This window comes from Halomonas sp. TA22, assembly GCF_013009075.1.
In the GTDB taxonomy this organism is placed as follows: domain Bacteria; phylum Pseudomonadota; class Gammaproteobacteria; order Pseudomonadales; family Halomonadaceae; genus TA22.
The window spans coordinates 1,958,258-1,975,238 of sequence record NZ_CP053108.1 but is presented as its reverse complement, the minus strand read 5'-3'; the positions used below and the strand labels follow the sequence as shown (position 1 = coordinate 1,975,238).

Annotated in this window: 18 protein-coding genes; 11 read left to right on the top strand and 7 right to left on the bottom strand. The window is 62.6% G+C overall.

The window, feature by feature from the left end:
- The first annotated feature begins 15 nt into the window (after nt 1-15).
- From HJD22_RS09215 to HJD22_RS09170, 10 genes are all read left to right on the top strand, one after another.
- Nucleotides 16-615, top strand: coding sequence for a TRAP transporter small permease (locus HJD22_RS09215; RefSeq protein WP_208655741.1), 600 nt, complete (start codon nt 16-18; stop codon nt 613-615).
- The gene (locus HJD22_RS09210) at nt 606-1,886 is read left to right on the top strand and encodes a TRAP transporter large permease (RefSeq protein ID WP_208655742.1); all 1,281 of its coding nucleotides are present in this window, start codon (nt 606-608) and stop codon (nt 1,884-1,886) included. The genes HJD22_RS09215 and HJD22_RS09210 overlap by 10 nt, the downstream gene beginning before the upstream one ends.
- A gap of 4 nt (nt 1,887-1,890) precedes the next feature.
- Nucleotides 1,891-2,991 carry an Ldh family oxidoreductase gene (locus tag HJD22_RS09205; RefSeq protein ID WP_208655743.1) on the top strand — a complete coding sequence of 367 codons (1,101 nt, stop codon included), beginning with the start codon at nt 1,891-1,893 and terminating at the stop codon, nt 2,989-2,991.
- Nucleotides 2,984-4,474, top strand: coding sequence for a mannitol dehydrogenase family protein (locus tag HJD22_RS09200; RefSeq protein ID WP_208655744.1), 1,491 nt, complete (start codon nt 2,984-2,986; stop codon nt 4,472-4,474). The genes HJD22_RS09205 and HJD22_RS09200 overlap by 8 nt, the downstream gene beginning before the upstream one ends.
- A gap of 18 nt (nt 4,475-4,492) precedes the next feature.
- Nucleotides 4,493-5,665: a mannonate dehydratase gene (gene uxuA, locus HJD22_RS09195; RefSeq protein WP_208655745.1), complete on the top strand. Its 1,173-nt coding sequence runs from the start codon at nt 4,493-4,495 to the stop codon at nt 5,663-5,665.
- Nucleotides 5,666-5,711: 46 nt separating this feature from the next.
- Nucleotides 5,712-7,226, top strand: a complete 1,515-nt coding sequence (locus tag HJD22_RS09190; RefSeq protein WP_208657045.1) for a DUF637 domain-containing protein — start codon at nt 5,712-5,714, stop codon at nt 7,224-7,226.
- Nucleotides 7,227-7,231: 5 nt separating this feature from the next.
- Entirely contained in the window at nt 7,232-7,531 is a 300-nt protein-coding gene (locus HJD22_RS09185) for a hypothetical protein (RefSeq protein ID WP_208655887.1), read from the top strand.
- A gap of 96 nt (nt 7,532-7,627) precedes the next feature.
- The gene (locus HJD22_RS09180) at nt 7,628-7,846 is read left to right on the top strand and encodes a hypothetical protein (protein ID WP_208655886.1); all 219 of its coding nucleotides are present in this window, start codon (nt 7,628-7,630) and stop codon (nt 7,844-7,846) included.
- A gap of 277 nt (nt 7,847-8,123) precedes the next feature.
- Nucleotides 8,124-8,420 carry a hypothetical protein gene (locus tag HJD22_RS09175; protein ID WP_208657044.1) on the top strand — a complete coding sequence of 99 codons (297 nt, stop codon included), beginning with the start codon at nt 8,124-8,126 and terminating at the stop codon, nt 8,418-8,420.
- A 206-nt stretch (nt 8,421-8,626) separates the two neighbouring features.
- Nucleotides 8,627-9,082: a hypothetical protein gene (locus HJD22_RS09170; RefSeq protein ID WP_208655884.1), complete on the top strand. Its 456-nt coding sequence runs from the start codon at nt 8,627-8,629 to the stop codon at nt 9,080-9,082.
- A gap of 103 nt (nt 9,083-9,185) precedes the next feature.
- Here the strand turns inward: HJD22_RS09170 and cdd are convergent, their stop codons facing one another.
- The 7 genes from cdd to HJD22_RS09135 all read right to left on the bottom strand — a co-directional run bounded on the left by cdd (nt 9,186) and on the right by HJD22_RS09135 (nt 15,968).
- Entirely contained in the window at nt 9,186-9,614 is a 429-nt protein-coding gene (gene cdd / locus HJD22_RS09165) for a cytidine deaminase (RefSeq protein WP_208655883.1), read from the bottom strand.
- A 2-nt stretch (nt 9,615-9,616) separates the two neighbouring features.
- Entirely contained in the window at nt 9,617-10,351 is a 735-nt protein-coding gene (gene deoD, locus HJD22_RS09160) for a purine-nucleoside phosphorylase (protein WP_208655882.1), read from the bottom strand.
- 15 nt (nt 10,352-10,366) lie between these two features.
- Entirely contained in the window at nt 10,367-11,614 is a 1,248-nt protein-coding gene (locus tag HJD22_RS09155; RefSeq protein ID WP_208655881.1) for a phosphopentomutase, read from the bottom strand.
- On the bottom strand, nt 11,611-12,957 hold the full coding sequence (gene deoA / locus HJD22_RS09150) for a thymidine phosphorylase (protein WP_208655880.1): 1,347 nt from the start codon (nt 12,955-12,957) through the stop codon (nt 11,611-11,613). The genes HJD22_RS09155 and deoA overlap by 4 nt, the downstream gene beginning before the upstream one ends.
- Nucleotides 12,957-13,733: a deoxyribose-phosphate aldolase gene (gene deoC / locus HJD22_RS09145; protein WP_208655879.1), complete on the bottom strand. Its 777-nt coding sequence runs from the start codon at nt 13,731-13,733 to the stop codon at nt 12,957-12,959. Before deoC ends, deoA begins: the two co-directional genes overlap by 1 nt.
- Nucleotides 13,734-13,825: 92 nt before the next feature.
- Nucleotides 13,826-15,097, bottom strand: coding sequence for a NupC/NupG family nucleoside CNT transporter (locus tag HJD22_RS09140; protein WP_208655878.1), 1,272 nt, complete (start codon nt 15,095-15,097; stop codon nt 13,826-13,828).
- A 55-nt stretch (nt 15,098-15,152) separates the two neighbouring features.
- Entirely contained in the window at nt 15,153-15,968 is an 816-nt protein-coding gene (locus HJD22_RS09135) for an outer membrane protein OmpK (protein WP_208655877.1), read from the bottom strand.
- Nucleotides 15,969-16,200: 232 nt separating this feature from the next.
- Here HJD22_RS09135 and HJD22_RS09130 point away from each other — a divergent pair, with 232 nt between their 5' ends.
- A complete protein-coding gene (locus tag HJD22_RS09130; RefSeq protein ID WP_208655876.1) occupies nt 16,201-16,962 on the top strand; it encodes a DeoR/GlpR family DNA-binding transcription regulator in 762 nt (253 codons plus the stop codon).
- Nucleotides 16,963-16,981: the final 19 nt, after the last annotated feature.

Sequence of the window (16,981 nt, the reverse complement as noted above, 5' to 3'; positions counted from 1 at the left end):
TCCACGAGGTTGTCTATGGATTCCCCCGATCAACCACACACTTCGCCACCAGCCCGAGATGGGCAGCAGGTGATCGCCAGCCTGGATGCGCTGGCCGCGGTGCCTTCTCTCAAGGGGCCGCTCGGCCGCGTCATCGGCTGGGTCGACACGCTGTCCGTGCTGCTGGCCAACCTGGCCCTGGTGGCGATTGCCGCCACGGTGCTGCTGCAGGTCTCGGGTCGGCTGTTCTTGCCGTTTTCGCCGGCCTGGACCGAGGAGCTCTCGCGTTACCTGTTCATCTACATGGTGGCGCTATCGGCGGGGGTGGCGATCCGCCGCAACCGTCATGTCAACGTCGAGCTCTACCATCACCGTCTTGGCCTGCGAACGCGGGCCGGCTACCAGGCGCTGATCTGCCTGATGATCGGCGGCTTCGCGTTCATGGTGCTGCCCTATGCCTGGCAGTACGCCCAGAACGGAGCCTGGCAGACTTCCCCTACCTTGCGGGTTCCCATGCTCTATATCTTTTTCTCCACCGTGGTGCTGTTTGCCCTGGTGCTGTTCTATAGCGTGGTCGGTTTCGTCGAGGGAATCATCGCCATGCTGCGCAAGCCGGAGACCGACTCATGGAAGTGATCGTACTGTTCAGCGTGTTTCTCGTGCTGCTGGTGCTGGGCATGCCGATCGCCTTTGCGCTGGGTATCTCCTCGCTCAGCTACCTGCTGATGGAAGGCATCTCGCTGACCATCGTGCCGCAGCGAATGTATTCGGGTATCGATACCTTCGTGCTGCTGTGCATTCCCGGCTTCGTGCTGGCCGGCAACCTGATGAACGTCGGCAACATCACCGAGCATATCGTGCGTTTCTGCAACGCCTTGGTCGGTCATATCCGCGGCGGTCTCGGGCTTGCCAACGTCGGCGGTTCGATGATCTTCGGCGGCATTTCGGGCACGGCGGTGGCCGATGCCGCGAGCATCGGTTCGGTGATGATTCCGGGCATGGCGAAGGCGGGGTATGACAAGCCCTTCGCCGCCGCCGTCACGGCCGCCTCGTCGACCATCGGACCGATCATTCCCCCCAGCGTGCCGATGATCATCGTCGGCTCGCTGGCCGGCGTCTCGGTGGGTCGTATGTTCCTGGCCGGTGCGGTGCCCGGCCTGTTGCTGGGCGTGGCGATGATGATCACCGTCTATATCCTGGCGGTACGACGCGGCTATCCCAAGGAGCGTCGTTCCACCCTGCGCGAGCTGCTGCGCGAGGGACGCACCGCCTTCTGGGCGCTGCTTATGACGGCGATCATTCTCTACGGCATCATCGGCGGTTTCTTCACGCCCACCGAAGCCTCGATCGTCGCCAGCCTCTATGCGCTGGTGGTCGGCATGTACATCTACAAGGGCCTGACCTGGCGCAAGCTGCCGGCGATTCTCACCGATACCGTGCTGACCTCCTCGGCGCTACTGCTGCTGGTCGGCCTGGCCAACCTGTTCGGCTGGATCCTGACCAGCCAGCAGATCCCGCAGATGCTGGCCGCCGGCATCCTGGCGATCAGCGACAATCCGATCGTGGTGATCCTGATTCTCAACCTGATCCTGCTGTTCGTCGGCGCCTTCATGGAGACCATCGCCGCGCTGATCATCCTGTTTCCCGCCCTGCTGGGCGTGGCCACGGGTATCGGCATGGATCCCATCCACTTTGCGGTCATGGCGGTACTCAACCTGATGATCGGCCTGACCACGCCGCCGGTGGGGGTCTGTCTGTTCGTGGTCTCGGGAATCGGCAACCTGCAGATGCTCACCGTGGCCCGTGCGATCGTGCCGTTTTTGATCTGCAATCTCATGGTGCTGATGCTGGTGGCCTATGTGCCTGCCATCTCGCTGTGGCTTCCCAACCTGCTGATGGGGCAATGACATCATGAACCATGTGAATCGCCAGGCGTTGATCGTCTACTGCCGTGGAGTCTTCACCGAGCTTGGGCTCTCGGCCGAGGATGCCCAGGTCTCGGCTGAGGTGCTGGTATCGGCGGATGCCCGCGGCATTCCCTCGCATGGCGTGGCGCGCCTGATGCGCTACGTCAAGGGTCTCGAGAGCGGTAGCATTGAGGCCAGGGCGCAGCCGGAGGTGCTGCACGAGACGCCGCTGTCGATCGCGCTCGATGCGCGGGGTGCGATGGGCGCGCCGGTCTCGCAGCGCGCCATGCAGGCGGTGATCGACAAGGCGCGTAGCCAGGGCGCCGGTTTTGCCACGGTGCGCGACTCCAACCACTTCGGCATCGGTGCCTGGTACGCCATGCAGGCGCTACCCCACGACCTGATCGGCATCGCCATGACCAACACCGCGGCCCTTGGCGTACCGACCCACGGCAGCCAGTGCCTGTTCGGCACCAACCCGCTGGCGTTCGCCGCTCCGGCCGACCGCGAGCAGGCGTTCGTGCTCGACATGTCGACCACCGCGGTGACCCGCGGCAAGCTCGAGGTCTATGCGCGCCACAACAAGCCCCTGCCCGAAGGGTGGGCGGCCGATGCCGAAGGCCAGCACGCTTCCGATGCGCCGAGCCTGCTCGAGAGCATGAATCGCTATGCCGGTGGCGGCCTGCATCCGCTGGGCGGCGCCGGTGAGGCGTTCGGTGGCTACAAGGGCTACGGGCTTGCGGTGATGGTCGATATCCTGTGCGGGGCACTTGCCGGCCATGGCTTTGGCAAGCATATCCACGACACGCCGGTCAGTTCCGGCCGGGTAGGGCACTTCTTCGCCGCCTTTCGCATCGACATGTTCCGCCCCGCCGCCGACTTTCGTCGCGACATGGATCAGCTGCTCGAGGACCTGCGCACCTCGCCGCCGGCAAGGGATCAGGAGCGGGTCTACTATGCCGGCCTCAAGGAGATCGAGGCCGAGGAGCAGGCCGCCGAACAGGGGGTCGCCATCGAAACGGGGGTGACGCAGACACTACTCGAGATCGGCAAGCGCTACGGCATTGCCTTTCCGGACTATCGCCAGGGAGCGAGCCATGACTGACGCAAACGCCGATACGGGCGCCACCACAACGCTGCGCGCCGCACCGACGGGCGAGATCGGCATCGTTCACCTCGGGCTGGGAGCGTTTCATCGTGCTCACCAGACGGTCTATCTGGAGCGTTATCGACAGCGCAGCGGCGACACTGCCTGGGGGCTGAGCAGCGCCAACCTGCGCACAGGTGTGGTCCTGGTCGATGGCCTGCGCGAGGCAGGTTTTCGCTATCATGTCGCCGAGTATGCCGACAGCGAGAACGTCACTCTGCGCGAGATCGGCGTGATCCAGGAGACACTCTTCAGCGGCCACGACGAGGCTGGCCGGTGGGGCCGCGATCTCGAGGCGCTGCTTGCACGCATGAGCGACCCGCGCGTGCGTATCGTGACGCTCACCGTGACCGAAAAGGGCTATTTCCTCAGCCCTGCCGAAGGGCGACTGCTGAGTGACGATCCGCAGATTGCCGCCGATATCGCTGCTCCCGAGGCGCCACGCACCGCCCCGGGGATTCTGGTCGAAGCGCTGGCGCGTCGCCGAGCAGCGGGTCATCCCCCCTTTACCGTGCTGTGCTGCGACAACATGCCCGACAACGGCAAGCGGACCCGTGCCGCGGTGACCCAGCTCGCGGCGTACCGCGATGCCGGGCTTGCCGAATGGATCGAGCGCGACGTCTCCTTCCCGTGCAGCATGGTGGATCGCATCGTGCCGGCGATGACCGACGCCGACTTCAAGCGCCTCGCCGTGATGGGGATCGAGGACCCCAACGCCGTGGTCAGCGAGAGCTTCAGCCAGTGGGTGGTAGAGGACGACTTTCCCCAGGGGCGCCCCGACTGGGCGGCAGAGGGAGTGGAGATGGTCGCCGACGTGGCACCCTTCGAGACCATGAAGCTGCGCATGCTCAACGGCAGCCACTCGCTGCTCGCCTATCTGGGTGCATTGCAGGGGATCGAGACGGTATTCGAGGCGGTCAGCCGCGACGAATACCGCCACCTGCTCAAGCGTTACATGCTCGAAGAGGCGGCACCGACACTCGCCATGCCCGAAGGTACCGATCTTGACGCCTATGCCGAGCAGCTGCTGGCGCGCTTCACCAATGACAGCCTGCGCCATCGTCTGCATCAGATCGCCATGGATGGCTCGCAGAAGATTCCCCAGCGTTGGCTGCTTGGCGCGTTGATGCGGCTCGAGAGCGGCGCGCCGATAACGTGCACTTCACTGGGTGTCGCCGCCTGGATTCGCTATACCGCAGGCCACGACCTGCAGGGCAGTAGCCACTCGGTCGATGATCCGCTGGCCGATACCTTCGCCGCGCTGCATGCCGAGTTCGGCGACGCCCCCGAACGTCTGGTCGAGGCCTCCCTTGGCCTGAGCGATGTCTTTCCGCCGGCGCTGGCCGGCTCGCCCGCTTTCGTTGCGGGGGTCACCTCGGCCTATCAGCAGCTCACCGCCGAGGGACTCGCCGAGACACTGGCAAGCCTTGAACTCTCCTGATCATGACGAGGAAGCACCATGGAACACACCTGGCGCTGGTTCGGCCCCAGCGATCCCATCACCCTTGACGAAATTCGCCAGACCGGCGCCACCGGCATCGTGAGCGCCCTGCATGAAACACCCAACGGCGAGGTGTGGCCGGTCGAGGCGATAGATGAGCGCAAGGCGATGATCGAGCGCGCAGGGCTGCGCTGGTCGGTGGTCGAGAGCGTGCCGGTCCACGAGGCGATCAAGCAACGTGTCGGCTCCTATCGCACCTATATCGACAACTACTGCCAGACGCTGCGCAACCTGGCGAGCTGTGGAATCGACATCGTCTGCTACAACTTCATGCCGGTGCTCGACTGGACGCGCACCGACCTGGCCTGGCCACTGCCCGATGGCGGACTGGCGCTGCGTTTCGACCAGACCGCATTCGCGGCGTTCGATCTCTACCTGCTCGAGCGGCCGGGTGCCGAAGCGGAGTATGGCGAGGAGCAGCAGCGTGCAGCAAAGGCGTATCTGGCAACCCTGGACGAGACCGGTCGCACGCAGCTGATCGACACTATCATCGCCGGCTTGCCGGGCACCGAGGAGCACTACACGCTGGAACGCTTTCGCGAGGTGTTGGCCGAATACGCATCGATCGACGCCGAGCGGCTGCGCCAGCATCTTGGCGAGTTTCTGCGCGCCATCGTACCGGTGGCCGAAGAGGCCGGCATCCGTCTGGCGATTCATCCCGATGATCCGCCAAGGCCGCTACTGGGCCTGCCCCGGGTCGTCTCCTCGCCCGAGGACGCCCAGTGGATTCTCGATGCCGCGCCGAGTCCTGCCAACGGGTTGACGCTGTGCACCGGCTCTTATGGCGTAAGCCCGAAGATCGATCTGGCGGCCATGGCACGGCGCTTTGCCGAACGCATCTATTTCGCTCATCTGCGCGCGACGCAGCGCGAAGCGGATGGTGCCTCCTTCCATGAATCACACCATCTGGCCGGTGATGTCGACATGGTCGAGGTGATCCGGGCGCTACTCGACGAGGAGTGGCGGCGCGAGCGGGAGGGTGGCCCGCGACTGCCGCTGCGGCCCGACCATGGCCACACGATTCTCGATGATCAGCGCCGCGATACCCGGCCGGGATATCCTCTTTATGGCCGGATGAAGGGGTTGGCGGAGCTTCGCGGTATGGAACTGGCGTTGCGCAGTGGTAGGTAAGAGGCAATAGAGCAAAACAGTAGAGGTGAGCCACTCAGACTGACTCATGTGTCGTAACGCCACAGATAAATGCCGCTCTTTTGCCGAGGTGGACACAGCTATTGGTACCGGTAGCGACATCGTCCGCTTCGCCGGGCAACGCGTCACCCAGGCCGCCATCGATGCCGGCATCCGCACTGCCATCGCCGGCGGTAGCTTCGGCGATCATCTCGGCGACAGCCTCGAGAACGCCGTGGCACATGTGGTCAGTGGCGTGCTGTTCAATGCCGTAGGCGACCTTGCCAACGAACAACTGTGGCAAGAAGGCGCCCCGCAGAAGATCGCCCTGCACGCCCTGATCGGCGGCAGCGTCAGCGAAGCCATGGGCGGCGACTTCGCTACCGGCGCGCTGGCGGCGGGGGCCAGTGAAGCCCTCGTTAATGAGCTCATGAGTGATGCCAGCCGAGCCGAATTCAGCAATGCCGCCGCCCAGATCGTCGGTATCGTGGCAGCGGAGCTGGCGGGTGGTGATGTGAACGACGGTGCCTTTATCGCCGGGCAGGTGGAGTCCTACAACCGACAGTTGCATACAGCGGAACGGGAGCTGGCTCGCGACCTCGCCGAGTCGAGCGATGGGCAATTCACGCTGGAGGAGATCGAGAGTGCCTTGCGGGGCTTGCCTAACCATGCACTGGGCGAAGGTCCTTACGACAATATCCATGTGCCGTTACAGCCGGGGCTCAGCCCGGAGGAAATGGGCTATTACGACTTCGGCGCTGAGTGGGTGCAGGTGCAGTACGCTGATGGCAGCCATGGCATGGTCCAGGCAATACCGAACGTGCCACGCGACGGTCTATATGCTTTTATCGTCGAACAGACCGGCGGCAGAAACTCTCCCTACTGGACACCCGCCCCTAACCGTGGGGTGCCGGTACCGAGAGAGTCGCAGCCGGTGTTCCCCGGCAGCATCGCCATGGCGTCGGGGCTACCCTACAATCTCAACAGCCCCGATTTGCGGACGCCTGAGCAACAGCAGCAAGATATGGAGGCATTTGTTCGCGGCACCTCAAGTCTGGCTGCGGTGCCCTTTGGAACAGCCTATGCGTCCATGCTGGGAGCACGCAGTGCGATAGGATACTTTGGTGTGGGTGCAAGCTTCGACATGGCGGGCCAAGGGATCCAAGAAGGTGACTACCGCTTTGGGCAAACCATGATGGCAGGAGGTACATCGCTGCTCTTTGGACCGATGGCAGGCAGCAGTATCATCGGTAATGCCATCCTAGGCGGTGCGGCGGGCGGTACTCAGACTTCAGCGACGAATTGGATGCATGACGAGAGTAAATCCGTGCTTACTGGTGCACTTTTTGGTGCTGGCGCTAGTGCAGGCGGTACGATGGCTGGCAATTTTGTTGGTCAAGAGATGAGAAATATACCCAGTCAAATAGGTCTTCCCTTGTTCCAGACTTCCGCAACAGTTCCCTTTACTATGCCTACGGCTGATGCTCTAGGAAATGCTGCAGAGACTGTCATCAGCAATATGCCCGCATTTATTCCGCTTCCTGATGCTAGTGATGAGAGGTGATGGTTATGGAACAGTATCATTGGACTTGGGCAGCGTTTTTTCTTCGTAATGCAAAAGTCGTTTTTCCACTTGGCATGATTTGCTTTTTTTTGTGGCACGGGATGGTGGTCATGGAGTGGATATATGAGTTTTTTGGTGCTGAGTTAAAGGGGTATGGTCCATCTCAACAGCGATGGTTGAGGTTTTGGGTGATAGGTTTTGTTGCCATGTATCTATTCGGTCTGACGATTGGGTTATTCAATATGTGGTATTATAGAAAGCATTCGGCTGATGGTGGGGGCTCATCGGTTGATGGAGAGGATTAGGTGTGCTCGGTGTCGAGTCGATGGAATATAAACTGTCGGTAGGCCGTAATGAGTTGGTGTGCTGGACTTGTAGTTAAGGAAGAATGAGGTTGTGACATGAGTGTCAAAAAAGAGTCAAGGCTAGGTAAGGCAGGGTTGCTGGGTGGCTTTGTTGCTTTTGTAATATACCAGTTCGTAGCGCCTCTATTATTTTCTCCTGAAGGTGCTGGCTTGAATATGATGCGCGTTGTATTCGCTGGTTTGGCGGTGATGTTTGGAGCAATGGTTGGGAAGTATATTGCCGAATCCTTACGTTCCAAAGATAAAGCAGGCTAGGTAGTTGGCAGCAGGGCTCCAAGTTTACTCCCAAAAACCTTGTCGATATTTGCAGGCTGCCAGATGACTGGGCTGATGAGAACGCCGCGACCGTCGCCAAGGAATATGGCCTGCGTCCTGGCTGCCCATACAGGCAGCCCGCCTGGCAGCCGACAGCGATATCGCCCTGCAACGCGGCGGCAACATCACCTTCGACAATTATTGGTTACGCGGCATAAACGATGATCGGTAATGCACCTGCCTTGCTACCAGGTGTTGAAACTGAGGAGCGGCAATAATGGCGGTTAGGGATATGTCATGGAGAGGCCTTTTGAAGCGGAATGCGATTAACGCTTTGTTCGCTAGTTTTGCTTTCGTATTCTTCTGGAATGGCGTGGTGATATGGGAGTGGCTGTATGCCCTGTTCGGTGGGGAGCTGCGAGGCTATGGGCTTGTGCAGCAGCGCTGGCATCGTGTTTGGGCAGTAGGATTTGTTGTTATGTTTGCATTCGTAGCATTTTTTGATTTTATAAGTGTGTGGTACTGGATCAAGTATCCGGAAAAAAGGCGTCACCCAGAAGAGAAAGGCAAGTAGAGCATGGGGCGCCGGTAATCGATTCTTATGCTGCCGCTACCGGCACGGCGCGCGTTGTGACAGGCCAGTTTGCTACTGAAGAGGCTGGTAGCGCGGTCTATGAAGTAGTTGGCAAGCGGCTTGTGTGATGACTCGAGTTAAGTATTGTTTTTGGCTTTCTAATAAGCATCTTGGGTGGAGGTCTGCTATGCAGATTGTATACGTTTATGCATTCGATAAGTGATGATTATATAAGTCGCGTTAATAGGAGGCGCTCACTGTATGTTGGGTTTGGTATCTTTACTTCTATCATTGCTTATCGTGTGTGGCAAGATGGCAGTGTTCCAACTCAAACGCTAGCTATCTCACTTGTGTGTGCTTTTATATTTGGTGTCGGGCGTGGTAAGCATACATGGGCAAGTGGCTTGGTCGAGGAGGCGCAATGGACTATTGAACAAGGAGATTCGTCTTTAATATTTCACTACAAAGGTGGGCTTTCCCGCATCGAAGGCAAGGATATTGAAAAAATAAAAGCGAAAATGAAAGGGCATGACGTTGTGTGGTTTGATGTCTACTATAAAGATCAAGTCACTCGGATAAAGCATTATAGTGATATCAATCAGCTTTATCTGCACGCTTTGAAAATCCGTGAGCGCTCTACCAAAGTCGAGGAAATTCGCTAGGGGGGCCAGCCTGCCGCTGCCCTTTCGCGTCAGCAGGCTTGGACAGCCTAGCTGGAGCAAGCGATTGCTACCTCCAGCTTATATCCCCCATGGTCCCCCCCTATCACCCAGACGACATCGGCGAGGGCTTGCCGATATTCTCCGGTCCGAAGGAGTCGGGCAGCAGTTCGTCCATGCGGTAGGACTTGAGGTGCCGGCCGTTGGCGTCGAGTACGTCGATGCGGGTGTCGGGGCCGGCGAATTCGCGTATCCGCTGGCGGCAGTCGCCGCAGGGCGTGCACAGGTGCTCGCCGGGGCCGATCACATAGATCTCGTCGATCTCCTGCTGGCCGCTGCCGACCATGGCGGCGATGGCCGAGGCCTCGGCGCACAGCCCCTTGTAGTTGGCGATCTCCACATTGCAGCCGTAGAACCACTCGCCGCCCGGCGTGGAGAGGGCAGCCCCTACCGGATGGTGTGAGTAGGGCACATAGGCATTGTCGCGCACCGCGAGCAGACGCGTGCGGATCTCGTCGGGGACGGTATGGGTCATGATCAGGCCTCGTTGCGTTGCGAGATATCGTCACGCAGTACCGCCTCGAGCGTTACTTCCATCATCTCGTTGAAGGTGTTCTGGCGAGCCTCGGCGCTCAGTGCCTCGCCGCGCAGGATATGGTCCGACACCGTGCAGATGGTCATGGCGCGTGCGCCGAATTCCGCCGCCACGCCATACAGGCCGGCCGCCTCCATCTCGATCCCCACGATGCCGTAGCGCTTCATCAGCTCGAACAGCTCGGGCTGCGGCGAATAGAACAGATCGGCGGAGAACATGTTGCCTACCCTGAGTGGCATGCCCAGTGCCCTGGCCGCCTCGACGGTGCGGGCGACCAGCGCGAAATCGGCGATGGCGGCGAAGTCGTGATCCATGAAGCGGGTGCGATTGACCTTCGAGTCGGTACTGGCGCCAAGCCCCACCACCAGGTCGCGCAGCTTGACGTCATCGCGCACCGCACCGCACGAACCGACGCGGATCAGCGTCTTGACGTCGTAGTCGGTGATCAGCTCCTTGGCGTAGATCGACACCGAGGGGATGCCCATGCCGTGGCCCATCACCGAGATCTCGCGGCCCTTGTAGCGGCCGGTGAAACCGAGCATGTTGCGCACGCTGTTCACCTGGCGCACGTCGGTGAGGAAGGTCTCGGCGATGTACTGCGCGCGCAGTGGATCGCCGGGCATCAGCACGGTGTCGGCGAAGTCGCCCGGTGCCGCCTGGATATGCGGAGTTGCCATGAGGGCTCCTGTTGGTCAAACCCGGGCGCTGGCCCGAGTGGATGAAAGAAAGCTGCGGCCATGCGCCATCGGGCTCAGCGCGAAGTGGCTGGCAAGCGTCTGGCCGATGTCGGCAAACGAGTCGCGTGCCCCGAGCGGGCCCGCGGCAAGTCCTGCCCCCAGGGCCAGTACCGGCACATGCTCGCGGGTATGCTCGGTGCCCTGCCAGGTGGGGTCACAGCCGTGGTCGGCGGTGATCACCAGCAGGTCGTCGGCGCGCAGGCGCGCCAGCAGCTCGGGGAGGCGCGCATCGAAGGCCTCCAGCGCCGCGGCGTAGCCGGCGACGTCACGGCGGTGGCCATAGAGCATGTCGAAGTCGACGAAGTTGGTCATCACCAGCACGTTGTCGCCTGTCCGTTCGAGAGCCTCGAGTGTCGCCTCGAACAGCGCGTCGTGGCCGCTCGCCTTGATCTTGTGGGTGATGCCGCAGTGCGCATAGATGTCGGCGATCTTGCCGATCGACACTACCTCGCCACCCTTCTCGTCGACGAGCTTCTGCAGCACCGTGGGCGAGGGGGACTCCACCGAGTAGTCGCGGCGGTTGGCGGTGCGCGCGAAGGTGGCCGCACTCTCACCGGTGAAAGGTCGTGCGATCACCCGGCCGATATTGTATGGCTCGAGCAGGCGGCGGGCGGTCTCGCACAGCCGGTAGAGGCGCTCCAGACCGAAGTGCTCTTCATGGGCGGCGATCTGGAGGACCGAATCCGCCGAGGTGTAGACGATCGGCTTGCCGCTGGCAACGTGCTCTTCGCCGAGACGTTGGATGATCTCGGTGCCCGAGGCGTGGCAATTGCCGAGCACGCCGGGCAGCTCGGCGTCACGGATCAGTGCCTCGAGCAGCTCGGCGGGGAAGCTCTCGCGCTTGTTCTCGAAGTAGCCCCAGTCGAATAGCACCGGCACGCCGGCGATCTCCCAGTGGCCGGAGGGGGTATCCTTGCCCGACGAGATCTCTCGGGCATGACCGTAGGCGCCCTCGACCTGCGCGGGCAGGGTGACGCCCGCCGCCACGCCGCTGCTGCTGTCGCGGTGGGCGTGGAACAGCCCCAGCCGTGCCAGATTGGGCAGCTTGAGCGGTCCTGTGCGTTGCGGCGTGTCGACTTCGCCGCGGGCGCAGGCGGCGGCGATATGGCCAAGGGTATCGGCGCCGGCATCGCCGAACTGCTCGGCATCCGGCGCGGCGCCGATACCGAAGGAGTCGAGTATCAGCACGATGGCGCGGTTCATGAGCTTTCTCCCAGGGTAGACGAGGCGGGGCGGATCACGTCGTGGATCAACGGCGGGGGCGGCGTGGCTGCCTCACCCAGCGTGAATGCCGCGAGCAGCTGGCGCTCGGCGCGCTCGGCATCGCTGTCGCTGCGTGCATGGATCACCGCCAGCGGGCGTTCACCATCCACCCAGTCACCGAGGGCGGCGACCTGGGCGAGCCCGACACTGTGATCGATGGCCGCACCCGCCTGCAATCGCCCGCCACCCAGCTCGACCACCGCCATGCCGAGTTCGCGGGTATCCATGGCCTGGATGTAGCCTGGCCTTGCGGCATGCACGGCACGCGTCACCGGTGCCTGGGCGAGGCAGCGCGCCGGGGCGTCGAGGAGGTCGCCGGGCCCGCCAAGTCCCGCCACCATGCATGCAAAGCGCTCGGCGGCGGTGCCGGAATCGAGGGCATGAGACAGGCGCGCCAGGGCCCCATCGCGTGAATCGGCAATGCCGCCGGCAAGCAGCATCTCCACGCCAAGCGCTCGGGTCACCTCGAGCAGTCGCCCGTCGCGCCGCTTGCCGGTGAGCAGCTCCACTGCCTCCTGAACCTCCAGGGCATTGCCGGCGCAGCTCGCCAATACCTGGTTCATGTCGCTGAGCAGGGCGGTGGTCGGCGTACCGGCCCCCGCCGCCACGCTGACGATCGCCTCGGCTAGTTCGCGGGAGGCCTCGGGGGTGGGCATGAAGGCGCCACTGCCGACCTTGACGTCCATGACCAGGGCGTCGAGGCCGCAGGCGAGCTTCTTGCCGAGGATCGAGGCGACGATCAGCGGGATCGACTCCACCGTGGCGGTGACGTCGCGCACTGCATAGAGCCGCTTGTCGGCGGTGGCCAGGCTGTCGGTCTGGCCGATGATCGCCACGCCGGCATCGCGTACCACGCGGCGAAAGGTGGCGTTGTCCGGCGTGACATGGTAGCCGGGAATCGACTCCAGCTTGTCCAGGGTGCCGCCGGTGTGGCCCAGGCCACGCCCGGAGATCATCGGCACATGGGCGCCGCAGGCGGCGACCCAAGGGCCGAGGATCAGCGATACCACGTCACCGACCCCGCCGGTGGAGTGCTTGTCGATAACCGGCCCGGGCAGATCGAGCCCACGCCAGTCGAGAATCTCGCCGCTGTCGCGAATGGCACAGGTCAGCGCCACCGTCTCGTCGGCACTCATGCCGTTGAGATAGATCGCCATGGCGAAGGCACCGATCTGCCCGTCGCCGATGCGCTCATCGGCAATGCCGGCGACGAAGCGCTGGGTCTGCGCAGCCGTTAGCGCCTTGCCGTCGCGCTTGTGGCGGATGATCTCCTGGGGCAGCATCAGTAGCCTCCTTGGGCCGGGCGTTCGCCCTGCTCGACTCCCAGCGTGGCGAGCAGGCTGGCGAGCAGGCTTGAGGCGCCGAAGCGGAAATGGTCGGGGGTGATCCACGCTTCGCCCATCAGGTCGGCGGCAAGCTCGAGGTAGGCCTTCGCCTCCTCGGCGGTGCGCACGCCACCGGCAGCCTTGAAGCCGACATCGCGGCCGCTGTCGAGGATCGCCCGCAGCATGATCTCGGTGGCCTCCAGGGTGGCATTGACGGCCACCTTGCCGGTGGAGGTCTTGAGGAAGTCGGCGCCCCCCGCGATGGCAAGCTCGCTTGCCTGGCGGATCAGCTCGGGGGTCTTGAGCTCGCCGGTCTCGAGGATCACCTTGAGTGGCTTCTCGCCACAGGCGGCCTTGCAGGCTGCGACCAGCTCGCGGCCCAGGGTCGCATTGCCGGCCATCAGTGCGCGATAGGGGAATACCACGTCGACCTCGTCGGCGCCAAGGGCGATGGCCTCACGGGTCTCGCTCGCGGCACGCTCGATATTGTCGCCACCGGCGGGAAAGTTGGTCACGGTGGCGATGCGCACCTTGTCCTTAAGGCCCAGCGCGGCCAGCTCGTGGCGGCCAGTGGCAATGAAGGCGGGATAGACGCAGATTGCGGCGGGGTGGCCTGCCGGCGTGTTCGCCTGACGGCACAGGGCGGCAATGCTGCGCTCGGTGTCGTCATCGTTGAGGCTGGTCAGGTCCATCAATGCCAGGGCGTGGCGTGCGGCTTGCTGTAGTTCGGTCATGATGATTACTCGCTTGAGAGGTGGCATGCGGTATCGGAGCGGCGGCCTTCTTGGGTGGGCTGCCTGCCCCGTGTCCATGATGGCTCGATGCCTCAGCCCAGGGAGGCCAGGGCGATGAAGAAACCGGCGATGGAGGCCGACATCAGGTTGGAGAGCGTGCCGGCCAGTACGGCCTTCACGCCGAAGCGGGCGATCTCCTGGCGCCGGGTGGGGGCGATGCTGCCCAGGCCGCCGAGCAGGATCGCAACCGACGAGAGGTTGGCGAAACCGCATAGTGCGAACGAGAGCACGGCCATGGTATGCGGGGTCATCATCTGACCGGTTGCCGCCACCACCTGATCGCCACTGATATAGGGCGCGAGATTGATATAGGCGACGAATTCGTTGACCACCAGCTTCTGGCCGATGAACGAGCCGGCCAGCGTGGCCTCCTCCCAGGGGATACCGAGCAGGAAGGCCAGCGGGGCGAACAGCCAGCCGAGCAGCAGCTCGAGGCTCAGCGTCTGCATGCCGAACCAGCCACCCACGCCGCCCAGCATGCCGTTGATCAGGGCGATCAGGCCGATGAAGGCAAGCAGCATGGCACCGACGTTGGCGGCCAGCTTGAGGCCGGAGGTGGCGCCAGAGGCGGCGGCATCGAGAACGTTGGCGGGTTTCTCGTCCGCCTCGACCTCCTGCATCGTCTCCGACACGCTATCCTTGGGCTCCTCGGTTTCGGGCATGATCAACTTGGCGAACAGCAGCCCGCCTGGCGCGGCCATGAACGAGGCGGCCACCAGGTACTCCATGGGAATGCCCAGCGCCGCGTAGCCGGCCAGCACCGAGCCGGCCACCGAGGCGAGCCCGCCGCACATCACCGCGAACAGCTGCGATGGGGTCATGCGGGCGATGAAGGGGCGCACCACCAGCGGCGCCTCCGTCTGCCCGACGAAGATGTTGGCGGTCGCCGACAGCGACTCGGTGCGCGAGGTGCCCAGCAGCTTCTGCAGCGCGCCACCGAGGATGCGGATCACCCACTGCATGATGCCCAGGTAGTAGAGCACGGCGATCAGCGACGAGAAGAAGATGATGATCGGCAGCACCTTCACGGCGAACACGAAGCCGACGTTGTCGAAGTCGGCAAGGCCACCGAACAGGAACTCGATGCCGTCATTGGCATACACCACCACCTGGCTTACGCCGGAGGAGATGGTCTGCAGCACGGCCTGACCGAACGGCACGTAGAGCACGAAGGCGCCGATACCTGCCTGGAGAGCAAAGGCGCCCCCCACGGTGCGCAGCCGAATGGCGCGACGGTTGTAGGAGAACAGGATGGCGATGAGCACAAGCGTCGCCATCCCGACCAAGCTCATGAGAATGGTCATTAGCGTTCCTCTGGGCGAAGAGGGTGTAGGTAATAGAAGCGCTTCAGGCGAGCTTCTACAGGAAGTTGAGCTTGACGGTGTAGATCATGGCGTTCTGGTAGTCGTCCGGAGTGCCCAGCTTGTTGACCGAGTAGCGATACTGGATGCCAGTGGTGATCAGGCGGCTCGGGTGCCACCACAGCGAGAACGCGCCGTTGGTCCCGATACTCCCGGCGGTATCGCCGACATAGTTCTGCTCCAGGTAGTCGCTGTCGCGATCGAAGGTCTGCTCATGCCAGTTGGTGACGCTGAAGTTCTGCCCCAGGGCCTGAAAATCGTAACCGGCCACCCAGCCTGCCATATAACCATTCATCCCGGTATAGCCATCGCTCTGTACCCGCGCCGCGCCCAGGAACGGCTTGAACCACAGGCCATTGGCGAAGGTGTGGCGATAGCCGACACCAAGGATCTGATCCTGCTCGCGGGAATTGTAACCGTAATCGCGGAAGTCGTAGACATGGGCGTAGAGCGAGAAGGGGGTATCTCCCAGGTAGAGATGGGAGGTGACCTTGGCTGCACTGCGAAGGTTGTCCTTGCCGCCGCTATCCTCGTCGAAGCTGTCGTGGGTTGGGTTTTCCAGATCCGCGAAGCCGTAGAACTCTCCCCACTCGAAGCCTACGCCCCCCTCGAGTTCGAGGAAGAAGAAATCGCTCTTGGCAGCATTGCCGGCAGTTCGCGCTACGGTGCCGGAGGACCAGTCGAGGTAGTTGAGCGAGACGTTGGCAAACGACCATGCCGGTGACCAACTGCTCGCCTGGACGGCAGTAGTGGAACAGGCAAGCAGAAGGCCCGCGCCAAGGGTGGCGACAGAAGAGGTGCGTACGATTTCCATGATGTCCTCGAGGAGGTTATCGTTGTTGTTCCGAAGTTATCGGGTAGAAAAAGCGAAGCAGTTGTTAATTCTGCAACAAGGAGTGTTATTTTTCTAACAAAATTGCGACGCTTGTCACATTGAATTGTGCGGCGCGTCACAAGCAGCGGTTGCAGTGGAATTTCCGTGGCGGCTGGCTCAGCATAGGGAGCAGCCAACCAGATGAGCGGTGAAGGATGTGGAGTCGGTGTCGATGAGTGGCCGCAGCGCAACGCGCCTGGCCAGGTTGCAGGACGCCCTGAGTGGTGGCGGGACGATCCACCTCAGCGAGGCGGCAAGGCTGTGTGGCGTGTCGGAGATGACCATTCGCCGCGACGTGGCGGCAAGCGAAGGGCGCATGACCTTTCTCGGCGGACGCCTGGTCATGGCCGATAACCCGCAATTCGCCCCGGTCTATGATCTCGACGAGCAGCAGAGCAGCCATTACCTGAGCAAGCATCGCCTGTGCCAGTGCGCCGCTACCTTCATCGAGCCGGGCGATACGCTGTTCATCGACTGCGGTACCACGCTGATCCCGCTCATTTCATCACTGGCAGGCCTTCGCGAGCTGACCGTGGTGACCTATGCGCTGAATGTCGCCAACGCCGTGGGCAGGTTGCCCAATGTGCGGCTGATTCTGCTCGGCGGCATCTACCATGGCTCATCGCAATCCTTCGGTAGTGACGAGATGTATGCTGCGGTAGCTCGGCTGGGCATCAACAAGGCGTTCATCTCGGCGGGGGGAGTTCATGCGCAGCGGGGGGTGAGCTGCTTCCATTTCCATGAAGTGGCGCCCAAGCAGGCAGCGATCGATACCGCCATGCAGACCATCCTGGTGGTCGATGCCAGCAAGTTTGGGGTGGTGCGCCCGGCCTATTTCGCTCATCTCGATGCGTTCGACGTGGTGGTCACCGACGCCGAGGGGGCGCCGGTCCTGCAGGCCCGACCCGACGGCGCCCGGACGCACCGCGAGTGATGGTGGTCTGAGGCAGCGA

Bases quoted from the DNA above. Each gene is read 5' to 3' on its own strand.
- HJD22_RS09215 (WP_208655741.1), top strand. From the start codon at position 16: ATGGATTCCCCCGATCAACCACACACTTCGCCACCAGCCCGAGATGGG.
- HJD22_RS09210 (WP_208655742.1), top strand. From the start codon at position 606: ATGGAAGTGATCGTACTGTTCAGCGTGTTTCTCGTGCTGCTGGTGCTG.
- HJD22_RS09205 (WP_208655743.1), top strand. From the start codon at position 1,891: ATGAACCATGTGAATCGCCAGGCGTTGATCGTCTACTGCCGTGGAGTC.
- HJD22_RS09200 (WP_208655744.1), top strand. From the start codon at position 2,984: ATGACTGACGCAAACGCCGATACGGGCGCCACCACAACGCTGCGCGCC.
- uxuA (WP_208655745.1), top strand. From the start codon at position 4,493: ATGGAACACACCTGGCGCTGGTTCGGCCCCAGCGATCCCATCACCCTT.
- HJD22_RS09190 (WP_208657045.1), top strand. From the start codon at position 5,712: ATGTGTCGTAACGCCACAGATAAATGCCGCTCTTTTGCCGAGGTGGAC.
- HJD22_RS09185 (WP_208655887.1), top strand. From the start codon at position 7,232: ATGGAACAGTATCATTGGACTTGGGCAGCGTTTTTTCTTCGTAATGCA.
- HJD22_RS09180 (WP_208655886.1), top strand. From the start codon at position 7,628: ATGAGTGTCAAAAAAGAGTCAAGGCTAGGTAAGGCAGGGTTGCTGGGT.
- HJD22_RS09175 (WP_208657044.1), top strand. From the start codon at position 8,124: ATGGCGGTTAGGGATATGTCATGGAGAGGCCTTTTGAAGCGGAATGCG.
- HJD22_RS09170 (WP_208655884.1), top strand. From the start codon at position 8,627: ATGCATTCGATAAGTGATGATTATATAAGTCGCGTTAATAGGAGGCGC.
- cdd (WP_208655883.1), bottom strand. From the start codon at position 9,614: ATGACCCATACCGTCCCCGACGAGATCCGCACGCGTCTGCTCGCGGTG.
- deoD (WP_208655882.1), bottom strand. From the start codon at position 10,351: ATGGCAACTCCGCATATCCAGGCGGCACCGGGCGACTTCGCCGACACC.
- HJD22_RS09155 (WP_208655881.1), bottom strand. From the start codon at position 11,614: ATGAACCGCGCCATCGTGCTGATACTCGACTCCTTCGGTATCGGCGCC.
- deoA (WP_208655880.1), bottom strand. From the start codon at position 12,957: ATGCTGCCCCAGGAGATCATCCGCCACAAGCGCGACGGCAAGGCGCTA.
- deoC (WP_208655879.1), bottom strand. From the start codon at position 13,733: ATGACCGAACTACAGCAAGCCGCACGCCACGCCCTGGCATTGATGGAC.
- HJD22_RS09140 (WP_208655878.1), bottom strand. From the start codon at position 15,097: ATGACCATTCTCATGAGCTTGGTCGGGATGGCGACGCTTGTGCTCATC.
- HJD22_RS09135 (WP_208655877.1), bottom strand. From the start codon at position 15,968: ATGGAAATCGTACGCACCTCTTCTGTCGCCACCCTTGGCGCGGGCCTT.
- HJD22_RS09130 (WP_208655876.1), top strand. From the start codon at position 16,201: ATGAGTGGCCGCAGCGCAACGCGCCTGGCCAGGTTGCAGGACGCCCTG.